Consider the following 20,152-nt stretch of genomic DNA (forward strand, 5'->3'; position numbering starts at 1 on the left):
CGGTTTCCTCATCGAGCTTCACCCACTCGATCGCAGCGCTGTAGCTGACCCCGAAACGCTTCGCAGCTGCGCGCCGCGACATTCCCTCTGTCTTCACCGCCGCCACGACGCGCTCTCGCAGATCCATCGATAGTGCCATCCATGCTGGCCTCCTTCCCAGCATGAATGGTGAATCATAAACCCGCTGATTTGGGAATCCTCAACGACTCCCAACAATTTCATCCCGCTCTAGCGTAAGGCGTCCGAACCGACCCGCTTCAACTAGGACGACTCGGCGGCCTCATCGGCAGCCGGCGGCATGATGACAGCTGAAGGCTTGGCCTTCTTGACATGCGCGGCCTCAAGGATATGCCTCGCCAGCGCCTTGGCCGCCGGCAATTTCTGCACCGTCAGATGCGCCGCATAGCCGAGCGGACTCCCTGCGCGGTAGATTTGCCACATCGGTGAAGGCCGGCCGCCGAAGACGCGCTTGTAGGGCTCGTCGCCGATGGTGAAATCGAGGTGTTGATCGCCGCGCTCGATGCAATCGCGGGCGATCTGCTCGAACATCAGGCTGCCGATCGACTGCTTCCGGTAGCCGGTCTCGTCGAAACCGCCGAGGATGACCAGAAGCGAGCCGCGGTGCTCGAGCCCGAGCGCGCCGGCGATCGGCTGGCCGTTCATCCAGAATGCATAGGTGCGGGCGAAGCCGCCGCATCCTTCATTGGCCACGGCCAGGTAGAAATCGAAATAGGAAGGCAGCTGCAAAAGGTCGGCGGGACCGTTGCTGCCGTCGAAGCGTTTGCCGCGATAGAGCTTGAGGGCATCGAATGTCGTGCGGACCGCGGCCGGGCCGTCAACGCATTCGAAGCGCGCCTCCCCGATGCGGTTGAGCTGCCGGGATTTCTTGTCCAGCTCCTTGCGATAGGACTGGTCCAGCCGCTGCTCGCGCCAGCCGGCGAATGTCGGCTCCAGCTTGCTGGAATAGGCGCTCATGCCCATGCTCTCCCGCTTGTCGACGCCAAGCAGGCGCTCCATCGCCAGGGAGCGGTCCGCCAGCTTGCCGATGCGCAGGAGATCGTATGGCCGCAGATGCTTGCGGATGGCGGCGACGGTGCGGGCGTCGGCAAGAATGCGGGAGAAGGTCTCCTCGTCGGCGACGGGCGAGACATAGTCCGAAACCCGCATATCCGCGAATTCCACGACCTTCAGCAGCGTGTAGCGGCGCCTCACCAGCGGCAGGACCATCGCGAGCCTTCCGCTCGCACGCACGCGGACGACGATGATCAGTGGCGTGGCGGCGCCTTGCCGCACGAGCCTCTCATAAAGTTGCGCGAGCCAAATCGGATGCTGAAAAGCGGTTGCCGCCGAGCTGGCGAAGAGCTCGGCGTACTCCGTCGAACGGAAATCGAACGCATCCTCGGCAGTGACTTCAAACATGTGATCCGAACCGGCAGGGACAGCGGCTATCCACGACTTCTTACGTTCCAGGTCAAGACCGGTCGCCGCGATTGTTGGAATCTTGGTATATGCCGAAACCGCTAATCTTGCGTTGCATGGCAGGCCGGGCGGACGGCCACAACCGCTTCGGGATCGCAAGTCGAAAGTCATGCCGGAAAAGTAGAAATCCGGTTTTGCGTGTAACGCCGATGTAAGTATTTTCGGCCAGTCTCTCGTTCCTCATTGTTGGAAATCCGAGCAGGACATAGCCGCCCAAGACATGCTGGCGATCGAGGTCATCGTTCCGCAATCGGCGCCCCGCCATTGGCAGCAGCTCGCCATAGAGCGGCTGGAGGCGGACGGCCACGATGTCGCGGTGGCGCATCAGCCCGGGCCGTCGACCTGGCCGGCCGCGGCAAAAGCCGCCTTCCAGTTCGAGCAACGTCTTTTCCGCCGGCGCGGACCCCTTCTCGGCTCCGCGGTGCAAGCAATCCCGGCACGGCCCGGCAGGCGCCCTGCCGCGCTGAGGCTCGATCTTGCCGGCGATGCGGCCTTGTCGAATGTCCCCACCATCGGCCTTCGCTTCGACGGATCCAGCGCCGATCTGTCGGCTGCAATCGCCGTCGCGGCCGGCAGGCTCCCGGTGATCGAGGCCGTGCTCGACAGGAAGACGGTAGTCGGCCAGGCGCGGCCCATGGTCGACAAGCGGGAATCCACCGCACTCGGCACCGAGGACGTGTTCGCCCGCGCCATTACTCTGGTTCAGTCGGTCACCCGCGCGTTCGCGGCGGACCGGCTGCCACGAGAGGCAGTTGCTGAAATCCATGGTCGTGGCGAGCCAGGCGGGTTCACATCCGCCTATCTCGGCGCGGCGCTGCCGCGGCTCGGCCGGGAAGCGCTTCGGCGCGCGCGCTTCCGCCACGCGCATTGGCGTGTCGGCTATCGCTTTACCGATGCGCCGGGTGTCGCCGATACCGGCAAGCTCGGCACCGGCTGGTCGGTGCTGCCGGACCCGGGCGATCATTTCTATGCCGACCCGTTCCCCTTCTGGTGGCAGGGTCAGCCCTTCGTGTTCGTCGAGGACTATCCGCACGCGACCGGAAAGGCGGTCATTTCCGTTGTTCCGTTCGACGCGGATGGCGTTCCTGGCGAGCCTCGGGTCGTGCTGGAGGAGGCTCACCACCTCTCCTACCCGCAAGTATTCGAGCGCGACGGCGCGATCTGGATGCTGCCGGAGGCGAGCGCCGGCGGCAAGCTCACGCTCTACCGCGCGTCGGGCTTCCCGGACAGCTGGCTTGCCGAGACCGTGCTGGTCGAAGGCGAGATTTCCGATGCCACCTTGTTCGAGCATGAAGGCATGCTCTGGCTGTTCGCCACGGACCGTGACGGCCATGGAAGCACTTCTGACACGCTGGTGATTTTCTCCGCCCCCGCGCTTGCCGGTCCGTGGCGGCCGCATCCGGCGAACCCGGTCCTGATCGACCACCGCATGGCCCGCCCCGGCGGAGCCTTCGTGCGCAACCGCGACGGCCGCGTGCTTCTTCCGGTTCAGGACGGAACGCTGGGCTATGGCGGCGGGCTGGGCCTGTCGAAGCTGCTGGAGCTCAACCAGCAGACGGTGCGGCTGTCGCCGCCGCGGCCGATCGATGCGGCTGGCGACTTTCCTTATCCGAAAATCCACACACTCAATCGGGCCGGGCGCCTGGAAGTGATCGACGGGATCGCCGCCGTGCGCAAGCGGTCAAGCAAGCAGTAGCGCCTCGTAGCCCGCGCACATCCTGGCCGGCGAATACTTGTCCCGCAGCCGCCGTCCCGCGTCTGAAAGCCTGGCCTTGGCTTCCGGCCGCGCAAACAGATCGCCAAGGCCCCTGGCCATGCCGGCGGCGTCGGCCTCGACGAACAGTGCGGCGGGAGAGCCGTCCTCCGCGGTCAGCACCTCGCGCAAGACGTCGAGGTTGCTCGCCACGACCGGCAGCCCGGAAATGGCGGCTTCGACGCAGGCGAGGCCGAAGGTCTCCGTCATCGAGGCAAACGCATAGGCATCGCCAGCCGCGAGGAATTCGAAGATGCGCGCCGGCGGAACCTCGCCCACGAGATGCAGGCGGTCGGCCACGCCGCGGCTTTCGGCAAAGGCGACGAGCGCCTCGCGCTCCGGCCCGGCGCCTGCCAGCGCGACGTGGACGTCGGGCAGTCGATCGAGCGCGCCGACAAGCGCGATCTGGTTCTTCATCCGCGTCAGGCGGCCCGATGATACGGCCAGCCAAACGTCCTGCGGCAGGCCGAAGGCGGCGCGCGCCGCTGCCTTGTCGAATTCCTCGCCCGGCGCGGGTACGCCGTGATCGATGCGACGCATGCGCCGCCGATAGGAGCGCGGATAGCGATCGAACTGCGCTTGCGTCCAGCCGGAATTGACGACATTCGCCTGGTAAAGGCCGACCGTGCCCATCAGCTTGTCGATCTGGGAGAGCAGCCCCATGACGCCGATGCTTTGCGGGGCGCCGCTTTGGTTTGCGACGATGTGCCTGACGCCCGCCAGCCGAGCGCCGATCGTGCCGAAGATGTTGCCATAGTGTTGGTAAGTGATGACTGCGTCGGGGCGTGCCGCGCGCAGATATCGCGCCAGGCCGATGGTCGCCCGGATCTGCCCGGGGAATCCGCGCGGTCTGTCCGTCAGGACGAAATCCACATTGGGATCGCGGTCGTAGGCTTCGGTCTTGCGGTACATGAAGACGGTGCGCACCTCGTGCCCCCGCGCCCGCAATCCCTCGCCCACCATGTCGGAGATCCGCTGCGCCCCCGCAGCCTCCGCCTGGGTCTGCACTTGGACGATCTTCACGTGCGCCCTTTCAGGAGGGCATGAGGCACCAGCCCGATCCTGTCCAGGGACAACCCGAGGATCGACGGGTTGATGCCGATTCTGCGCCGGGCGATCAATACCCCGAAAGCCGTCCATGCGATGACGGTTCCGGCAATGCTGAGGGCCGCTCCTATGGACCCGAGGTAGTAAGTTGCCACGGCCGTCACGCAAAGTCCGACAACGTTGACGATGACCAGCACCTTGAAGAGCGCATGCTGCAGACCCGTCAACTGCAACAGGACTTCGATCGGGCCGCAAGCGGTGCCGAACGTCGCCCCGATGCCGAAGATGACGAGCGTCGCCCTCATGGTCGGCGTCGCATAGGCCGGATTGAAGATGGACAGGATGAAGTCGCCGAATATCCAGAAGGACGCCAGCACGCACAGCGCAATGGCCGAGCCGCCAAGCGCGGCGAGGCTGGTGATGCGTTGAACGTGAGCCCTGTCGCCGCTGTAGAAGGCCGCCGATATCTGCGGCGCCAGCGCCTGGTTGATGCCGTTGAGGGCAAGGGTCACGAAGCGCGTGGTCCGGTCCGCCACGAAGATCGCGCCTGCCGCCTCTGGCCCGAGGATCATCGCCACGAGCAGGGTGCTGACCTGGCCGAGCGCGGGCGGCAGCGAGGTGACGCCCCACAGGCCAAGCGTCACCGTCTTGAATTCCTGCTTTTGCCCTTCCGTGAGACCGCCGCGATCTGCCCGCGCTGTGTCGCGCAACAGCACAATTGTTTGCGGGACGACCGAGAGGATGAGCAGCAGCGCCGTCAGATATGTCGCCGCGATCGCATCGATCTTCACTTGCATGAAGTGCAGCGCCGCAACGGCGGCGATTGTCGTCGCGCGCCAAATGATGTCCCGCGGCAGCAGGCCCGATATCAGCGCGTTCTTGGCCCGGAAGGCGCCCGAGGTAAACTCCGACCAGCCGAGCGAGAACGACAGCACCGCCGCCGCCACGCATAGCGGCAGCCATTCCGGCGTTCCCCTGCCGACGAAGGGCAGGAATCCCGCCACGATGATGAGCAGGCTGGTGCCGACAAGCCCGGCCAGCGCCACGAGGATGGCGCGCGCCATCAGCCCGTGAGCCGAGCCGAGATCGCCCAGCCCGGCATATTGAGGCCAGAATCTGAGCACGGTGCTCTGCTGACCCACTGAAGCGAAGAAGGAAACCAGGCTCGCGCCGGCATAGGTAGCGCTGTAAAGGCCGAACTCGCGTTCGTTCGTCACCATCGCCACGGCCACGAACATCAGGAAGGACAGGCCCGCGCTGGCAAGCTTGATTATGCCGGCCACGGCGCCGCTCTTGGCAAGCGCCGTGACCGACATGCGCATGTCGGTCGCCGGGCTGGCCCCTGCCCCGGGGGCGGCCTCGCGGTTCCCTTTATTGTCCTTCAACCTCGCCTCCTGAGACGATCGGCGATGGGCTACCCGCACCTACGACGACGCTCAAAACCCGATCCTGCATAAGCAAAATGCCGCAACCGCGCCAGCGCGAACGCTTCGCATGGTTACCGGCATCGCCAGCGCCGAGCGCATCGTCACGCCGCCAAGCTTAACGGATGGCTAACGATAATCCTTAATACTGTGGAGACGAGTGAGGTCGTGAAGTCGCGGCTCTCGACGAGGAAAATCGATGAAGCCAGCCAGTATCGACGAGCGCACTCTTACGCCGTTGTTCGACATAGGTGCAGTGTGGGCCATCCTTTGGGCGCGACGCGTGATGGTGCTTGCCATCGCCGGCGCGGCAGTGCTGCTGGCGCTCTCCTATCTTGCGGTGACCAAACCAAGCTATACCGCAACGGCCTCGATACTGATCGACCCCCGCGACACGCGCGCGACCAATTTCAACAACGTGCTTCCGGGGATCGGCTCCGACAGCGCCGCCATCGCCAGCCAGGTCTTCGTCATCCAGTCGCCAGACCTGCTCGGCGCCGTCTTCAAAAGCCAGAAGCTCGACAGCGATCCGGAATTCGCCGGCGGCGGCCTTGCTTCACGTCTGTTCGGAGCCGGCGCAAGCGCGCCGCAGGACGCCGCCTTCAAGCGCTTCCAGAGCAAGGTTTCTGTCGAGCGCGAAGGGCTGACCTACGTCATCAATGTCAGCTTCACGTCGCCGTCGCCGGAAAAGGCCGCGCGCATCGCCAATGCCATCGTCGATCAGTACCGGGCAGGCCTGGTGGGAGAACGCGAGAGCGCCAACAGCGACGTGAATACGCTGCTCACGGACAGGATCTCCGGCCTGCAAAAGGACGTCAGCGACGCCGAGCGGACGGTCGAAGACTTCAAGACGAAACACAATATCGTCAATTCGACGGACGGCGGCACGCTGCAGTCGCAGCTCGATCAGCTGACGACGCAGCTGATCGCCGCCCAGGGCGACGCCGACCAGGCCAAGGACCGCTACAATCAGGCGCTGGCTGCGGGCAGTTCGCCGGCCGGGCTCGCCAAGCTTGCGGATATTCTTACGTCCACCTCGGCCATCAAATTGCGCGACGACTACAACCAGCGCGCCACCGAGCTTGCCAGCCTGCAAACCATGTACGGGCCGCGCCACCCCACCATCGGGCGGCTGCAGTCCGAGCTGGATAGGTTGAAGCGGCTGATGGCCGCCGAGGCGGATCGCATAAGGCAGCAGTTGAAGGCCAGCTATGATCTCGCCGTGCAGAATGTCGGCAAGCTGCAGGACAAGCTCGAAGCCTTGCGCCAACAGTCGACGAATTCGAACATCGCGCAGGTACAACTGCGGCAGCTGGAATCGAAAGCCCAGGCGGCGCGCGCCGTGCTCGACGACTATCTCAAGCGGGCGCAGGAAACGTCGCAGATGCAGGGCGTGCAGACTTCCGAAGCGCGCAAGATCGGCGTGGCTTCGCCGCCTGTCCAGCCGACATGGCCGAAGCCGGTCCTGCTTCTCTCGGTGAGCGCCGTTCTGGGGCTCCTCGCCGGATGCGGCCTCGCTCTGGCGCTTGGTCCGGTCCCGCAGCCGCAAGAGGACCCGCAGGCGCCGAAGGCGGCCGTGCCGGAGCCGGTCGTGGACCGTAAGGACAGCGCGCCGGTCAGCCCCCGGCCATTGCCGATGCCAGCCAATTTCGGCGAGTACCGTCTGCCCGGCGTCGCCGGTGGGACCGCCTACTCAAACATCAAGGCGATCAGGAAACAGCTCTTCCAGACCGGAAACGAAACGCTGTCGCTCGCCGTCCTGAAGATCATGCGGCAGATGGTCTTGCACCTGAACGACCACGGCAAACCGTTCGTCATCCTCGTGTCTTCGATCCACAGCAGTTTCGAGGCAAGGATTGCGGGCGCGATGCTGGGCATCGGCATGCAACGGGCCGATCAGAACGTGCTGATGGTGGAAATTGGCGATCGTCTGTCCAGCGCGACGACAGACGGCGCCGGATTGTTCATCGGTGGCGCGACCGGTCTGCAGACGGTCGTGTGCAGCTCAGTGGCGGAAAAAAGTCCCGGCGTTGCCGATCGCAACTCGTTCCGCGGCATTCTGGCCGAAGCCGGGAGCGCGTTCGATTTCGTGCTCGTGATCGCGCCCTCGCTCAATGAGAACGGCTGGAATCCGGAGCTCTTCGCCAAGGCCGATCTTGCGCTTCTGGCGCTCAGCCCTTCCGAGCAGCCTTCGGAAGCCGCCAGGCTGCTCGCGCAAAAATTCGGTGCCGGCCAGATCGGCCGCAGTGCCACTCTTGTCGTCGCGTCGGCCGACGCGCGGCCAGCCGCGGCGATCGACAGTCCGCGAGCGGCCGGCGAGCAGCGCCGCAGCGGCGCCGCCCGGGGCTAGACCGTGGAGGCGATGCATCGATGACATCGCCGCCCAAGGTGTCGAGGCGACGGGCGCTGGCCTTTGCCGCCGGAGCCGTTTTCGCGGCCTCCCCTCTGCCGCAATCCGCTGCGCTCGCGACGGCCGGCCACGTTCCGTCGCACGGCTTCAACCTTCCCGGATGGCTCGACCGAAACGATGGGCTTGCTCCCGCCACGGCCACGCTTGAGAAGCTGCGCCAATCAGGCTTCGAAACGATCCGGCTGCCGGTCAACGGCGATCTCGTCTCCAACGGCGACCCGGCAACGCTTCGCCGCATCCAGAACGGGATCAGGGATCTTGTCGGGCTGGGCTTTTCGGTCCTCCTCGACATGCATCCTTCTGGCGAGCTCGTGGCGGCTTTTCGAAACGATGCCGAGGCGGCCGCAGGAAGAGTGCTTCAGGCCTGGATGGCGTTGCGTGCCGTCGTTGCCGATCTGCCTGCGGAGTGGGTCTATCCCGAGCTGCTGAACGAGCCCCCGATGGAACGGAGCGCCTGGCTGGCGCTGCGGGAACGGATCGCCGCGGCGCTGCGGGCGAAATGTCCGCGCCACACGCTGGTCTGGGGACCGGCACGGTTTCAGGGCATCTGGGAAATCGCCGACACGCCGCCGCTCGCCGACGACAACCAGATTGCCGCCGTTCACTATTACGCCCCCCTGGCCTTCACCCACCAGTGCGAGACCTGGGATGCCTCGCCGCTCGCCCGCATCGCGGACCTGCCCTTTCCCGCAAGCAAGGGAATGGCCCAGGTGAGCCGGCTTATCTCCAAACTGCGGTCGGCCGGCGACGAAGAAGCCGCCAACCTCGTTGAAGAGGAATTGTCGGCGCCTTGGACGGGCGCGCGGATCGGCTCCGATTTTGCCGATCTGGCGCGCTGGTCCACCACCAACGGCTGCCCGGTCATGCTGAACGAATTCGGTGTGCTCAACTTCTGCGTGGATGCAGAAAGCCGCGTCTCCTGGGTGCGCGCCGTGCGCAAGGCGGCTGAAGCGAACCATGTGGCATGGACCTATTGGGAGCTCGATCAGGGCTTCGGCTTCATCAGGAGCAGGCAGAGCGTCGAGGGCTTCGACGGCTCGATGATTGCCGCGCTCCTTGGAGGTTAGGCCGGAAATGGACGACAGGCGCCATCTACGCTTGCTGGGACAAGTGACGAGCGGAGCGGATCAGCGATGAGCACGACGCAGGTCTCTTTGCCCGTCAGACTGGGTTTGCCGGGCAGGGATACGCCCGAAACCTTGCTGCATGTCGGCACGGCCTTGCTTGTCGTTGCGCTGGCAGTCTCCGCATTTGCCGTGTGGACGCCGTTCGGGATTGCCGCAACATTCGTGCTGATGCTGATCGTTTCGAACGCGATGCCGGCGGGCGTTCCGGTGCTGATCATCTGCGCCTTTCTCTTTCAGAACCTCGTGGTCGCCTGGTTCACCCCCTACATTCCCGACAACGACACGTTCGACGCGCTGCGCGGCACCAACTTCATCATCCTGATGACAGCGTTCGGCATTTTCCTGGCCGCCTCATTTCAGTACCGCGTCCGCGCGCTGACCGAGTTGCGCCCGTGGCTGCTGCTGAGCATGGTCCTGTGCGGAACGATTTGTTTCTATTTCGCTCTCGGCGTCGTGCATGGCGACCCCAAGGACGCGGTCGTCTATTTCCGCAACACGATCACGCCGCTCGCCTGCTTCCACGTCGCGGTCCTCGCCGCCAGCCTTTATCCCGTCGATCTGCGCAAGAGCATGCTGTGGCTCGGCGCCGGCGCGATCGTCTATGGCTATGCGGAACTGACCTTCACCATGGATTTCCTCGGACTGTTCCACGGCGACCAATATGTCGAGCGCAGCATCTCGCGGCAGGTCGAGACCGGCGTGTGGGAAAAAGCGCTTCAGGAAACCGGTTTCGTTTACCGTGGGATCGAAGACGTGATGACCACGACCTTCTTCAACACGCCGCTGTTCAACGACATCCTGCCAAGCGTCTTCCGCATCGGCGGCCCGAACTTCCATCCGATCAGCTATGCTTACGCCTTAAGCATCATTTCGGCCTGGCTGCTCTTCAAAGGACGATGGGTGCTGCCTCTCGCGGCTCTGCCGCTGCTGCTCGTCATCGGCTCCAAGGGCGCGACCTTCATGCTTTTCGTCGCAATTGCCGTGCGGCTGATCCACAGCCCCTCCCGCGCCGGTCTGGCGCTCATGGGCGCGATGGCCCTGGCCGTGGTCTGGACGACGGCGGCGATCGGCTATGGCGCCACCCATGGCGACTATCACGTCCTCGGTCTGATTGCCGGCATGCGCGATTTCCTGGCCGATCCGCTCGGCCAGGGCTTGGGTCTCGGCGGCAACCTGTCGAGCACCAGCATCAATCTCAACTGGCAGACCGCCCAGGCCGAAGGCGCCGCCTCCGTGCCGGTCGAGAGCGCGGTCGGTGTCATGCTTTACCAGATGGGCGTGGGGAGCCTCGTCTTCTTCGGCTTCCTGGCGGCGCTGGCCGTGGCATTGCGACGGCAGCTTATCCAGACCGGCGACCCGGATTTCCTGTTCGGCTTTGTCGGCATCGTCACCATTTCGGCCAATGCCGTATTGCAGGAGGAGGCGTTCTACTCCCCTCTTGCCCTCGCCTTCTGTCTGCTGCTCGTGGGCGTCTCGCTGGGAACACGCTGGCGCATGGCCGCGGCGGCAAGAGCCGAAGCGGCGGGCTGACTTCGGATCGGCTGATTCCAGACCGGCTTCGCGATTTCGTTCAGGAACCGAACAGCACCATTTCGGTGAACGTCAGGTCTCCCGGAGAAGGCGATTTCGGACCCTTGAAATATTTGATTCCCTTGTTCGGAAAATACCTGCCGGACAGACCGGGAACCGGCCCCATCGCATCGACGAGGCAAAGCAGTTGTCCGCGCCGCAGGAGAAAGCGGCCCACGACCCCGGCGCACCTGACCAGATCCGCGTGGGATCGGCAGTAGACGATCTGGCAGCACGGCACGAGGCCATGCAATATCCGGCGCGGCTTCAGAACAAGCGGCAACGCCAGACCGTGGCAGACGCAGATTAGCGAAAGACAGCCCAACGCGGCGTGCTCGAGCAATATGTATCTTTCGTTGTCGGTGAGTTCAGCCATTTCGGCGAGGTCCGCATGGGCTTCCAACACCCGGTCCGGACGCGGCATACCGTTCAGAATGGGCAAGAAGGCGATCTGTCCGCCGGAAAACAGGCGAAAACCGAAGGCTTTGTTGAGCCTCACTGTCCCGGGCGATGGAGAAATATTGGTGTAGACCACGTCCTTGCGCAGGATAACCGTCGCGATCATCCGGCTGGCATAGGGCCGGAATTCCGCGTCCACGGACCAGCTCGAGAGATTGCAGCGGATTTCATCGCCTTCCAGGCTTCTGTGCCTGGCATAGAGCGTAAGCACCGCGCCGACGATCCGGCCCGACTTCTCTAGGACGAACCCATATCGCGGAAAATCGGCGACCGCGGGCCGCTGCGACAGGCGGGTCAGCGCTTCTATCCAATAGCTCCTGCTGCGCTCCGGAAACCCTCGGTGCAGGCAATCCGCCACGCCTCCCCAATCCCTCTCGTCGAAGGGCCGGCAACCGATACCGGGAGGGAATGCGCCGAGAACCGCCATAGTCGACTCAAGAGAAAAGTACTGGATGTCGCCGAAGTCAGTATTATCCTTGGCGATCGATTACCAACGAATTGCATCGTCACAGAAGTCAATTTTACTGACCCGTTTGGCGATGCTACGTCACTCTGCGCCCGTGCAACCGGCAAGCCAAGCTTTACAACCTTTTGGCAGTTAATGCTTGTACAATTAGCTAATATGTCTTCCCCGGGATTTCTCGCAAACCCGTCACATGGAGCCTGCTCTGACCAGCCCTAGCCCGCCGCGACCCCTTGCGCTGGAGTGCAAATGCATTCCGCCGCGAGGCACGGCCGAAGCGCTCGCTACGCTTTCACGCTGCCGGCGAGCCGGTTCTGCCAAGGCGCAAAATTTCTACCTGACCGGCTTGTGCCGAAATCTCATATGTGAATATAGTATTCACAAAAGAAGATTTCGAGGATCGATCGCGTCCGACTCCGGCTTGCCGGAGCTGCGGCCATTCTCCCGGAGCGGACGAACAGCGCAATGACCAGCTTCCCGCCTACCGTCGGCGTCGCTTCGACCTGCCCTGCCGACATGCCGGCCGATCACGCCCTGCTGCCGGTATGGAATGCCGAAAACTGGTTCTTTGAGGATTGGCCGATCGGTCAGAAAATCCGCTCGCTCCGGCGCACTATGGCCGAAGGCGACAGCCATCTCTTCAACACCCTGGTGCTCGACATCCACCCTTATGTGCAGGACCAGATGTTCGCCGAGCGCGAAGGTATCTTCGGCAAGCGCCTCGTGGCGGGCGCCTTCGTTTTCTCGGCCGGGCTTGGTCTAGTCGCCACCAACTGCGTCAATGCCTTTTCCTACGGCTATGACAAGCTCCGCTTCATAAAGCCGGTCTTCATCGGCGACACCATCTATTCGATCCGCACCAACATGGAAAAGAAGCCCCGCTACAAGGACATGGGGCTGATCCGCGCCAGCTATGAAGTGTTCAAGGGCGAAGGCGACCTGGTGCTCTACTGCGAGCATCTGCAGACGGTGAAATACAGGGACCCGGCCGACTTCGCCGGCAAGACGGAGAAGCAATGATGGCCGCCGAACAGCCGCTGTCCGGCCTTGTCGTCGTCGACATGAGCCAGTTCCTGTCGGGACCTTACTGCTCGCTGAGGCTCCTCGACCTTGGTGCCCGCGTCATCAAGATCGAGCGGCCCGATGGTGGCGACCTGTCGCGCCGGCTCTATCTCAGCGACACCGAGATCGGTGGTGATTCCACCATCTTCCACGCCATCAACCGTGCCAAGGAAAGCTTTGCGGTCGATCTGAAGAACGAGGACGACCTTAAAGCGCTGCGCGGGCTGCTCGCCAAGGCCGACGTGCTGATTCAGAACTTCCGCCCCGGCGTCATCGAGCGGCTCGGCCTCGATTACGAGCATGTGCGCACGATCAATCCGCGCCTGGTCTACGCCTCGATCAGCGGCTATGGCGAGGAAGGACCGTGGGTAAAGCGTCCGGGCCAGGACCTGCTTGCCCAGGCGCGCTCCGGCGTCATGTGGCTGAACGGCGACGAAGATCAGGGTCCGGTGCCGTTCGGCCTGGCAATCGCCGACATGCTGGCCGGCGCCGCCTGTGCGCAAGGCATCCTCGCAGCACTGGTCCGGCGCGGCATCACCGGCGCGGGCGGCCATATCGAGACCAGCCTCTTCGAAGCGCTGATCGACCTCCAGTTCGAGGTGCTGACGACGCATCTCAATGACGGCCGGCGGCTGCCGCGCCGTTCGTCGTTCCATAGCGCCCACGCCTATCTGGCGGCGCCCTACGGAGTCTATCCGGCCAAGGACGGCTTCCTGGCGATCGCCATGACGCCGATCCCGAAGCTCGCCGACCTGCTCGAGATCGAGGCGCTGGCGCCCTATCGCGACCAGCCGGCGACCTGGTTCACGGCGCGCGACGAGATCAAGGCGATCATCGCGCAGCGCATCGCGCAGAAGTCGGTCGACGAATGGCTGGCGATCCTCGAGCCCGCCGACATCTGGTGCGCGAAGGTGCTGAACTGGAAAGAGGTGCTGGAAAGCGACGGCTTCAAGGCGCTCGACCTGCTGCAGACCGTGACGCGCGAGGACGGTGTTTCGATCGATACCACGCGGTCACCGCTCAGGATCGACGGCATGCGCGCCAAAGTCGAGCAGGCGGCGCCGCGCGTCGGCGAGCACAGCGCAAAAATCCGCAAGGAGTTCGGCCTGTGACGACGCTCAAGGGCATGACCTGGAACCATCCGCGCGGCTATGATCCGATGGTCGCCTGCTCCCGGCTTTGGCGGGAAAAGACCGGCGTCTCTATCGAGTGGGAGAAGCGCTCGCTGCAGGACTTCGAGTCCTTCTCTGTCGAAGAACTCGCCCGCGCCTACGACCTGATCGTCATCGATCATCCGCATGTCGGCCAGATCACCGCCGAGAAGTGCCTGGCCCCGCTCGACGTGCCCGGCCGCGAGGCGGAGCGCGAAGCGCTGGCGAAGGCAAGCGTCGGCCGGTCCTATCCGAGCTACACTTGGCAGGACCGGCAATGGGCCTTTCCGATCGACGCCGCGACGCAGGTGCAGGCCTGGCGACCCGATTTGATAGACGCCGCGCCGAAGATCTGGACCGAAGTGCTGGAGCTTGCCCAGCGGGGCCGCGTGCTCTTGCCGCTCAGGCCGCCGCACTCGCTGATGTGCTTCTTCACGCTTGCCGCCGATCTCGGCCGGCCATGTGCAGTCGAAAGCCCGAGCGATCTGATCGATCCCGATACCGGCGAGACCGTCTTCGAAATGCTGCGTGAGATCGCGGCACTCCTCGATCCCGAGTGCCTTACGATGGATCCGATTGCGGTGTTCGAAAAGATGGCCGAGGCCGGCTCGCGCATCGCCTGCGCGCCGCTGATCTATGGCTACGTGCCCTATGCCACTGCAGGCTTCCGGCCGAACCGGCTCTTCTTTTGCGACATGCCGACTGTGGGCGGCAACGGCCCGGTCGGCTCCGCGCTCGGCGGCACCGGCATCGCCGTCTCCGCCTTTTCCGCTGCCGGCGAGGAAGCGATCGACTTCGCCTACTGGATCGCCAACGGCGACGTGCAGCGCGGCCTCTATGCCGCCGCCGGCGGCCAGCCCGGCCATGCCGCCGCCTGGGAGGACGAAGCCGTGAATGTCGCGACGGGCGACTTCTACCGCGGCACGCGGGCGACGCTGGAAGGCGCCTGGGTGCGCCCGCGCCACGACGGCTACATGGCGTTTCAGCAGGCGGCGTCCGATCGCCTCAACGAGGGTCTTGCCGGCCGGCAGGACGCCCCCCGCGTCGTCGCCGACATCAATCGCCTGTTCCGGCAGAGCTTCGCGGCGCCCCGCTAATACAGTCGGGCATCGGCCTTGCGGCTCACAGCCGCCAGAGCTTCTTCGCGTTGCCGGAGAGCAGTTTCGCGCGCTCGGTTTCGCTCGCCCCGGCAAGGAGCGCGTGCGTCGCCGCTACCCAGCCGAGCAGCCCGCCACCGAGCGTGCAGACCGGCCAGTCGCTGCCCCACACGACGCGATCCCAGCCGAAGCTGCCGATCGTGTGCTCGACATAAGGCCGCAGGGTCTCGACGGTCCAGCTCGCCGGATCGGCATAGGCGACGACGCCGGAGATCTTGCCGACGACATTGGGGCGCCGGGCGATCTCGGCGATCTGCTCGCGCCAGGGATGCTCGGCCTTGCCCCGGATGTCGGGCACGCCGCAATGATCGAGAACGAATTGCACGTCAGGCGCCAGATCGACCAGCGCGATCGCTTGGCTCATCTGTCGCGGCAGGACGCAAAGATCGAAGGTCAGCCCGCTGCCGGCGATGCGCCTGATGTTCTCGCGGAACAGGGCGCCCTCGGAGACGTCGTCGGGCACGACATGCAGCACGCGGCGGAATCCTTTGACAAATGGATCGGCCTTCACCTTGTCCAGCCAGGCGGCGAAGCCAGGTTCTTCCGGCCGGCACGACACGATCGCGCCCCGCACCAGGCTGCCGGGCTTCTTCGACAGTCCTTCGACAAGGGCTGTCTCGGCCGCGATATCGGCCGGGTGGACGTCGACCTCCATATGGAGCGCCAATTCTATGCCTGCGCGGCGCGCCTCGGTGGCGTATTCGTCGTGGGAAAAATCGCGGTCGAGGGCCGGCACGCCGGAGAGCCATGGATAGCGTAGCGCCGCCCTGTCGATGAGATGCAGGTGCGTATCGACGATCATCGCTTCCTCCCTTGTCGCGCTATCCACGTGGCCGAATTGCGCAGCGGCTTTTGCGCAAACGACATGCTTCAAAACATCGTCTCGATCATCTCACGGGAGAATTCATCATTCAAATAAGAATTCTTCCTATGACCTGACATCCGACCCGGCGAGTTGCGACAGGCGGGCCGCTGCTGTCTGGAGCAGCGTGATGGTCCTGGTGATATCGGGCGCTGCCGGCGCGTTGACCAGAGTGATATAAGGTATGGTGAGCGCGGCGATGCCGTGCCCGTCGGAACCGAGCACCGGCGCCGACAGATTGTAGACGCCGGCGGTCTGCAACGAAGCCATCATCTCGTAGCCACGATCGCGCACCTGGTCGAGGCGGGCGAAGAAGTCGGGCGACAACTTCATCTCCTCGTTGCTGCGCAAATGCTCGGCGATCATCATCTCGCGCTCTTCCGGTGAGCGGAAGGCCAGCAGCACATGTCCCGAGCCGGTGTCGAACAGGCTGATATGCGAGCCGACGCGGATCGATATGCCCCAGTATCGCGGCGCTTCCTGCTGGGCAATGACCACGGCGCTGCCCCGGTCGAACACGACGAGTTGGTTTGCCTGCCAAGAGGTCTCGGCCAGTTCCCGCATGATCGACGTGGCGTAGGAGACCAGCCTGCGCACCGGCGCATGCAGCTGGCCAAGCCCGAACAGCTTCAGCGTCAGCGAGTAGCGGTCGCCGTCTGGCCGGGTCACGTACCCGCGTTTCACCAGACGGTCGAGCATCCGGTAAAATTCGTTCGGGCTGCGGTCGAGCCGCTTGGCGATCTCGGCCTGGGTCAGGCCGCCATCGACGCTGGCGAGCAGTTCCAGAATGTCCAGCCCCTTGTCCAGTGCCGGCGCGCGATAGCGATCTTCCTCGTCGTCCTGCACCCGATGCCCTCTGGTGAATTGTGATCTTCATATACGCAAGACAGCCTTCATAGGGAAGAAGTTTCGGCTTGACGACTTATGAATAATTTGTTTGCATATGAATGAAGCATGGAGCTTCAGCCACGACGGCCTGCGGCCGTTCCAGGGAGGATATTCATGAACAGACTGCTTTCCGGCGTCGCCGCCGGCGCATTGCTCATGGCATCGGGTGCGGTCTTTGCTGCCGACCTGCCGGGCAAGTTCACCGGCGTCACGATCGACGCCAAGCTGATCGGCGGCCAGCAATACGAAAAACTCTACGCGCGCATCGGCGAGTGGGAGAAGGCGACCGGCGCCAAGGTCAACGTCATCTCCAAGAAGAACCACTTCGATCTCGACAAGGAGATCAAGTCGGACATCGCCTCCAACTCGATCACCTGGTGCGTCGGCTCCAACCACACCTCGTTCGCGCCCCAATATCCAGGCATCTACACTGACCTCGCCAAGCTGCTGCCGAAGGAGGAGATCGACGCTTTCGTCCCGGCCAACATCGCCGCCGGTACGCTCGACGGCAAGCTGGTGATGCTGCCGCGCGCGCAGTTCGACGTCTCGGCGCTCTACTACCAGAAGAGCCTCTACCAGGACGAGGCCAAGAAGAAGGCCTACAAGGAGAAGTACGGCGAGGAGCTCGCCCCGCCGGACACCTTCGACGAGATGGCTCAGCAGGCGGAATTCTTCGCCAGCCCGCCCGACTTCTACGGCACGCAATATGCCGGCAAGGAAGAGGCGATCAACGGCCGCTTCTACGAGATGCTGATCGCCGACGGCGGCGAATATCTCGACAAGGACGGCAAGCCTGCCTTCAACTCCGAGGCCGGCGTCAAGGCGCTCGACTGGTTCGTCAAGCTCTACAAGGCCAAGGCTGTGCCCGCCGGCACGACCAACTATTTGTGGGATGATCTCGGCCAGGGGTTCGCGTCCGGCACGGTGGCGCTCAACCTCGACTGGCCGGGCTGGGCCGGCTTCTTCAACGACCCGAAGTCGTCCAAGGTCGCCGGCAATGTCGGCGTCAAGGTGCAGCCGAAGGGCTCATCCGGCAAGCGCTCGGGCTGGTCCGGCGCGCATGGCTTCTCGGTGACCGAAAACTGCGCCAACAAGGAGGCCGCCGCCTCCCTCGTCTGGTGGCTGACCAACGAGGACAGCCAGAAGCTGGAAGCCGCGGCTGGCCCGCTGCCCACCCGCACCAAGGTGTGGGAATGGGACCTCGAGCAGGCCAAGTCCGATCCTTACAAAACCGAAGTGCTGCAGGCCTTCCAGGAAGCCGCCAAGAACGCCTTCCCGGTGCCGCAGACGCCGGAATGGATCGAGATCTCCAACGCCGTCTATCCCGAACTTCAGGCCGCCATTCTGGGCGACAAGACCTCCAAGCAGGCGCTCGACGACGCTGCCGCCAAGGCGACGCAGATACTCGAGGACGCCGGCAAGCTCTAAGGACTATCCTCCCAGCGGCGCCGGTCTTCGCGACCGGCGCCGCTTTGACCGAAGCGGCCGCCCTGCGATTGGATCGCCGGCCGTGCAAATTATTCTGGGACACTGCATGACGGCCAAGCGGCTTTCCGCGCCAACGCTTCTTCTGCTGCCGGCCGTGCTCGTTCTGGCGGCGGTGGTGGTCGTGCCGCTCTGCCTGTCCTTCTATTCGAGCTTCACGCCGTTCAGGCTGACGCGGCCGGAAACCTTCTTCACCTTCATCGGCCTGCGCAACTATCGCAACATTCTGTCCAACGCGAATTTCTGGTGGGCCTTCGGCCGCACCGTGCTCCTCCTCACCATCGCACTCAATCTCGAAATGCTGCTCGGTCTCGGCCTCGCGCTGCTGGTCGAGAAGGCGAGCCGCGGCCAGCGGCTGCTGCGCACCATCATGATGTTCCCGATGATGTTCTCGCCGATCCTGGTCGGCTTCCAGTTCAAGTTCATGTTCAACGACAATATCGGCCTGGTGAACAACGCGCTGCAGTCGCTAGGCATAACGCGGGACGCCATCCCCTGGCTGATCGAAGGCCATCTCGCCTTCATCGCCATTTCGATCGCCGAGATCTGGTCGTCGACCTCGATCTTCGCGATCCTGATCCTCGCCGGCCTGCTCGCCATGCCGAAGGAGCCGGTCGAAGCGGCACGCGTCGACGGCTGCACGCCGTGGCAAACCTTCCGCTATGTGACCTGGCCCTTCATCATGCCCTTCGCCTATATCGCCATGACCATCCGCTCGCTCGACGTTGCGCGCGCCTACGACATCGTCAAGATCATGACCGATGGCGGCCCAGCCGGCCGCACGGAACTGTTGTGGACGCTGGTCGCGCGCACCGCCTACGGTGACGCGCGCATGGGCGTGGCCAATGCGATGGCCTACTTCTCGATCCTGCTGTCGATCGTCTTCACCGTCTATTTCTTTAAGAAGCTCGCCGCGGCACGGACCCAGATCGGCGCGGAGTGGTGAGGATGGACGCCAACGCATCCGCCCGCCTGAAGCGCCGCGCCGGCGTCGTCGCCCACCGCGTCGGCCTGTTCCTCGTCATGCTTTTGATCTGTCTGCCCGGCATCTGGATCGTGCTGTCCTCGCTGCGGCCGACGGTCGAGATCCTTGCCAAGCCGCCGGTCTGGATCCCGCAGCAGGTCTCGCTCGATGCCTACGTCGCCATGTTCAGCGGTGTCGGCAAGGGCGGCATCCCCGTCTTCGACTATTTCCGCAATTCCCTGATCATCTCGGTGACCTCGACCGTCATTGCCATCGCGATCGGCATGGCCGGCGGCTACGCTTTCGCGCGCTACCGGTTTCGAGGCAAGTCGGCGATGTTCCTCGGCCTTATGCTGACCCGCACCGTGCCTGGCATCGCGCTGTCGCTGCCGCTGTTTTTCGTCTATGGGCGGCTCGACATCATCGACACGCATTTCGGCCTGATCCTCGCCTATGTCGCGCTCAATGTGCCGTTCACCATCTGGCTGATCGACGGCTTCTTCCGCCAGGTGCCGAAGGATCTCGCCGAGGCCGCGCAAATCGACGGCTGCACGCGCTGGCAGGCTTTCTGGCAGGTCGAGTTTCCACTCGCCGGGCCAGGCATCGCGTCGGCCGGCATCTTCGCCTTCCTTACCTCCTGGAACGAATTCGCGCTCGCCTCGCAGCTGACGCGCTCGATCAATTCCAAGACGCTCCCCGTCGGGCTGCTCGACTACACCGCCGAATTCACCATCGACTGGCGCGGCATGTGCGCGCTGGCGGTGGTGATGATCATCCCGGCGCTGCTCCTTACCTTCATCGTCCAGAAACACCTCGTCGGCGGCCTGACTTCCGGCGCGGTGAAAGGTTGAT

General features: G+C 64.1%; 17 protein-coding genes. 10 read left to right on the forward strand and 7 right to left on the reverse strand.

The window, feature by feature from the left end:
* Together A9K71_RS32720 and A9K71_RS24585 are read right to left on the reverse strand one after the other, a co-directional pair.
* A partial coding sequence (locus A9K71_RS32720; RefSeq protein ID WP_197504244.1) for a helix-turn-helix domain-containing protein occupies positions 1–139 on the reverse strand: 139 nt, incomplete at its 3' end.
* Between the two features lie 122 nt (positions 140–261).
* Positions 262–1,419 (reverse strand): GNAT family N-acetyltransferase, encoded by a 1,158-nt coding sequence (locus A9K71_RS24585; RefSeq protein ID WP_067002258.1) that lies wholly within the window; start codon positions 1,417–1,419, stop codon positions 262–264.
* A gap of 280 nt (positions 1,420–1,699) precedes the next feature.
* Between A9K71_RS24585 and A9K71_RS24590 the strand changes: the two genes are divergently transcribed.
* Positions 1,700–3,175 (forward strand): hypothetical protein, encoded by a 1,476-nt coding sequence (locus tag A9K71_RS24590; RefSeq protein WP_067002260.1) that lies wholly within the window; start codon positions 1,700–1,702, stop codon positions 3,173–3,175.
* Here A9K71_RS24590 and A9K71_RS24595 read toward each other — a convergent pair.
* On the reverse strand, positions 3,161–4,255 hold the full coding sequence (locus A9K71_RS24595; protein WP_067002262.1) for a glycosyltransferase family 4 protein: 1,095 nt from the start codon (positions 4,253–4,255) through the stop codon (positions 3,161–3,163). The genes A9K71_RS24590 and A9K71_RS24595 overlap by 15 nt on opposite strands.
* Positions 4,252–5,664, reverse strand: a complete 1,413-nt coding sequence (locus A9K71_RS24600; protein WP_067002264.1) for a lipopolysaccharide biosynthesis protein — start codon at positions 5,662–5,664, stop codon at positions 4,252–4,254. The genes A9K71_RS24595 and A9K71_RS24600 overlap by 4 nt, the downstream gene beginning before the upstream one ends.
* A gap of 238 nt (positions 5,665–5,902) precedes the next feature.
* Between A9K71_RS24600 and A9K71_RS24605 the strand changes: the two genes are divergently transcribed.
* From A9K71_RS24605 to A9K71_RS24615, 3 genes are all read left to right on the forward strand, one after another.
* Positions 5,903–8,053, forward strand: a complete 2,151-nt coding sequence (locus tag A9K71_RS24605; RefSeq protein ID WP_082980689.1) for a GumC family protein — start codon at positions 5,903–5,905, stop codon at positions 8,051–8,053.
* 20 nt (positions 8,054–8,073) lie between these two features.
* Positions 8,074–9,180, forward strand: a complete 1,107-nt coding sequence (locus A9K71_RS24610; protein WP_067002268.1) for a cellulase family glycosylhydrolase — start codon at positions 8,074–8,076, stop codon at positions 9,178–9,180.
* Positions 9,181–9,246: 66 nt separating this feature from the next.
* Positions 9,247–10,770 (forward strand): hypothetical protein, encoded by a 1,524-nt coding sequence (locus A9K71_RS24615; protein WP_067002271.1) that lies wholly within the window; start codon positions 9,247–9,249, stop codon positions 10,768–10,770.
* Positions 10,771–10,810: 40 nt separating this feature from the next.
* On the opposite strand, the gene A9K71_RS24620 is transcribed toward A9K71_RS24615, so the two are convergent.
* Entirely contained in the window at positions 10,811–11,695 is an 885-nt protein-coding gene (locus A9K71_RS24620) for a hypothetical protein (RefSeq protein WP_245299765.1), read from the reverse strand.
* 501 nt (positions 11,696–12,196) lie between these two features.
* On the opposite strand from A9K71_RS24620, the gene A9K71_RS24625 reads away from it, so the two are divergent.
* The 3 genes from A9K71_RS24625 to A9K71_RS24635 are packed head-to-tail and all read left to right on the forward strand — an operon-like array spanning position 12,197 to position 15,041.
* Positions 12,197–12,751, forward strand: a complete 555-nt coding sequence (locus A9K71_RS24625) for a MaoC family dehydratase (RefSeq protein WP_067002273.1) — start codon at positions 12,197–12,199, stop codon at positions 12,749–12,751.
* Positions 12,748–13,905: a CaiB/BaiF CoA-transferase family protein gene (locus A9K71_RS24630; RefSeq protein WP_067002275.1), complete on the forward strand. Its 1,158-nt coding sequence runs from the start codon at positions 12,748–12,750 to the stop codon at positions 13,903–13,905. Before A9K71_RS24625 ends, A9K71_RS24630 begins: the two co-directional genes overlap by 4 nt.
* A gap of 14 nt (positions 13,906–13,919) precedes the next feature.
* On the forward strand, positions 13,920–15,041 hold the full coding sequence (locus A9K71_RS24635; protein WP_067002719.1) for an extracellular solute-binding protein: 1,122 nt from the start codon (positions 13,920–13,922) through the stop codon (positions 15,039–15,041).
* A 25-nt stretch (positions 15,042–15,066) separates the two neighbouring features.
* Here A9K71_RS24635 and A9K71_RS24640 read toward each other — a convergent pair whose 3' ends face one another.
* The gene (locus A9K71_RS24640; RefSeq protein ID WP_067002721.1) at positions 15,067–15,903 is read right to left on the reverse strand and encodes an amidohydrolase; all 837 of its coding nucleotides are present in this window, start codon (positions 15,901–15,903) and stop codon (positions 15,067–15,069) included.
* 126 nt (positions 15,904–16,029) lie between these two features.
* On the reverse strand, positions 16,030–16,809 hold the full coding sequence (locus A9K71_RS24645) for an IclR family transcriptional regulator (protein WP_067002276.1): 780 nt from the start codon (positions 16,807–16,809) through the stop codon (positions 16,030–16,032).
* 156 nt (positions 16,810–16,965) lie between these two features.
* Here A9K71_RS24645 and A9K71_RS24650 point away from each other — a divergent pair, with 156 nt between their 5' ends.
* The 3 genes from A9K71_RS24650 (at position 16,966) to A9K71_RS24660 (ending at position 20,151) form a co-directional block, all read left to right on the forward strand.
* Positions 16,966–18,279 (forward strand): extracellular solute-binding protein, encoded by a 1,314-nt coding sequence (locus tag A9K71_RS24650; RefSeq protein ID WP_067002278.1) that lies wholly within the window; start codon positions 16,966–16,968, stop codon positions 18,277–18,279.
* 106 nt (positions 18,280–18,385) lie between these two features.
* A complete protein-coding gene (locus tag A9K71_RS24655; RefSeq protein ID WP_067002280.1) occupies positions 18,386–19,282 on the forward strand; it encodes a sugar ABC transporter permease in 897 nt (298 codons plus the stop codon).
* Between the two features lie 2 nt (positions 19,283–19,284).
* The gene (locus A9K71_RS24660) at positions 19,285–20,151 is read left to right on the forward strand and encodes a carbohydrate ABC transporter permease (protein WP_067002283.1); all 867 of its coding nucleotides are present in this window, start codon (positions 19,285–19,287) and stop codon (positions 20,149–20,151) included.
* Position 20,152 lies beyond the last annotated feature (1 nt).

This window comes from Mesorhizobium sp. WSM3873, from assembly GCF_001672445.1.
GTDB lineage: Bacteria > Pseudomonadota > Alphaproteobacteria > Rhizobiales > Rhizobiaceae > Mesorhizobium.

Bases quoted from the DNA above. Each gene is read 5' to 3' on its own strand.
- A9K71_RS24585 (WP_067002258.1), bottom strand. From the start codon at position 1,419: ATGTTTGAAGTCACTGCCGAGGATGCGTTCGATTTCCGTTCGACGGAG.
- A9K71_RS24590 (WP_067002260.1), top strand. From the start codon at position 1,700: ATGCTGGCGATCGAGGTCATCGTTCCGCAATCGGCGCCCCGCCATTGG.
- A9K71_RS24605 (WP_082980689.1), top strand. From the start codon at position 5,903: ATGAAGCCAGCCAGTATCGACGAGCGCACTCTTACGCCGTTGTTCGAC.
- A9K71_RS24610 (WP_067002268.1), top strand. From the start codon at position 8,074: ATGACATCGCCGCCCAAGGTGTCGAGGCGACGGGCGCTGGCCTTTGCC.
- A9K71_RS24615 (WP_067002271.1), top strand. From the start codon at position 9,247: ATGAGCACGACGCAGGTCTCTTTGCCCGTCAGACTGGGTTTGCCGGGC.
- A9K71_RS24620 (WP_245299765.1), bottom strand. From the start codon at position 11,695: ATGGCGGTTCTCGGCGCATTCCCTCCCGGTATCGGTTGCCGGCCCTTC.
- A9K71_RS24625 (WP_067002273.1), top strand. From the start codon at position 12,197: ATGACCAGCTTCCCGCCTACCGTCGGCGTCGCTTCGACCTGCCCTGCC.
- A9K71_RS24630 (WP_067002275.1), top strand. From the start codon at position 12,748: ATGATGGCCGCCGAACAGCCGCTGTCCGGCCTTGTCGTCGTCGACATG.
- A9K71_RS24635 (WP_067002719.1), top strand. From the start codon at position 13,920: ATGACCTGGAACCATCCGCGCGGCTATGATCCGATGGTCGCCTGCTCC.
- A9K71_RS24640 (WP_067002721.1), bottom strand. From the start codon at position 15,903: ATGATCGTCGATACGCACCTGCATCTCATCGACAGGGCGGCGCTACGC.
- A9K71_RS24650 (WP_067002278.1), top strand. From the start codon at position 16,966: ATGAACAGACTGCTTTCCGGCGTCGCCGCCGGCGCATTGCTCATGGCA.
- A9K71_RS24655 (WP_067002280.1), top strand. From the start codon at position 18,386: ATGACGGCCAAGCGGCTTTCCGCGCCAACGCTTCTTCTGCTGCCGGCC.
- A9K71_RS24660 (WP_067002283.1), top strand. From the start codon at position 19,285: ATGGACGCCAACGCATCCGCCCGCCTGAAGCGCCGCGCCGGCGTCGTC.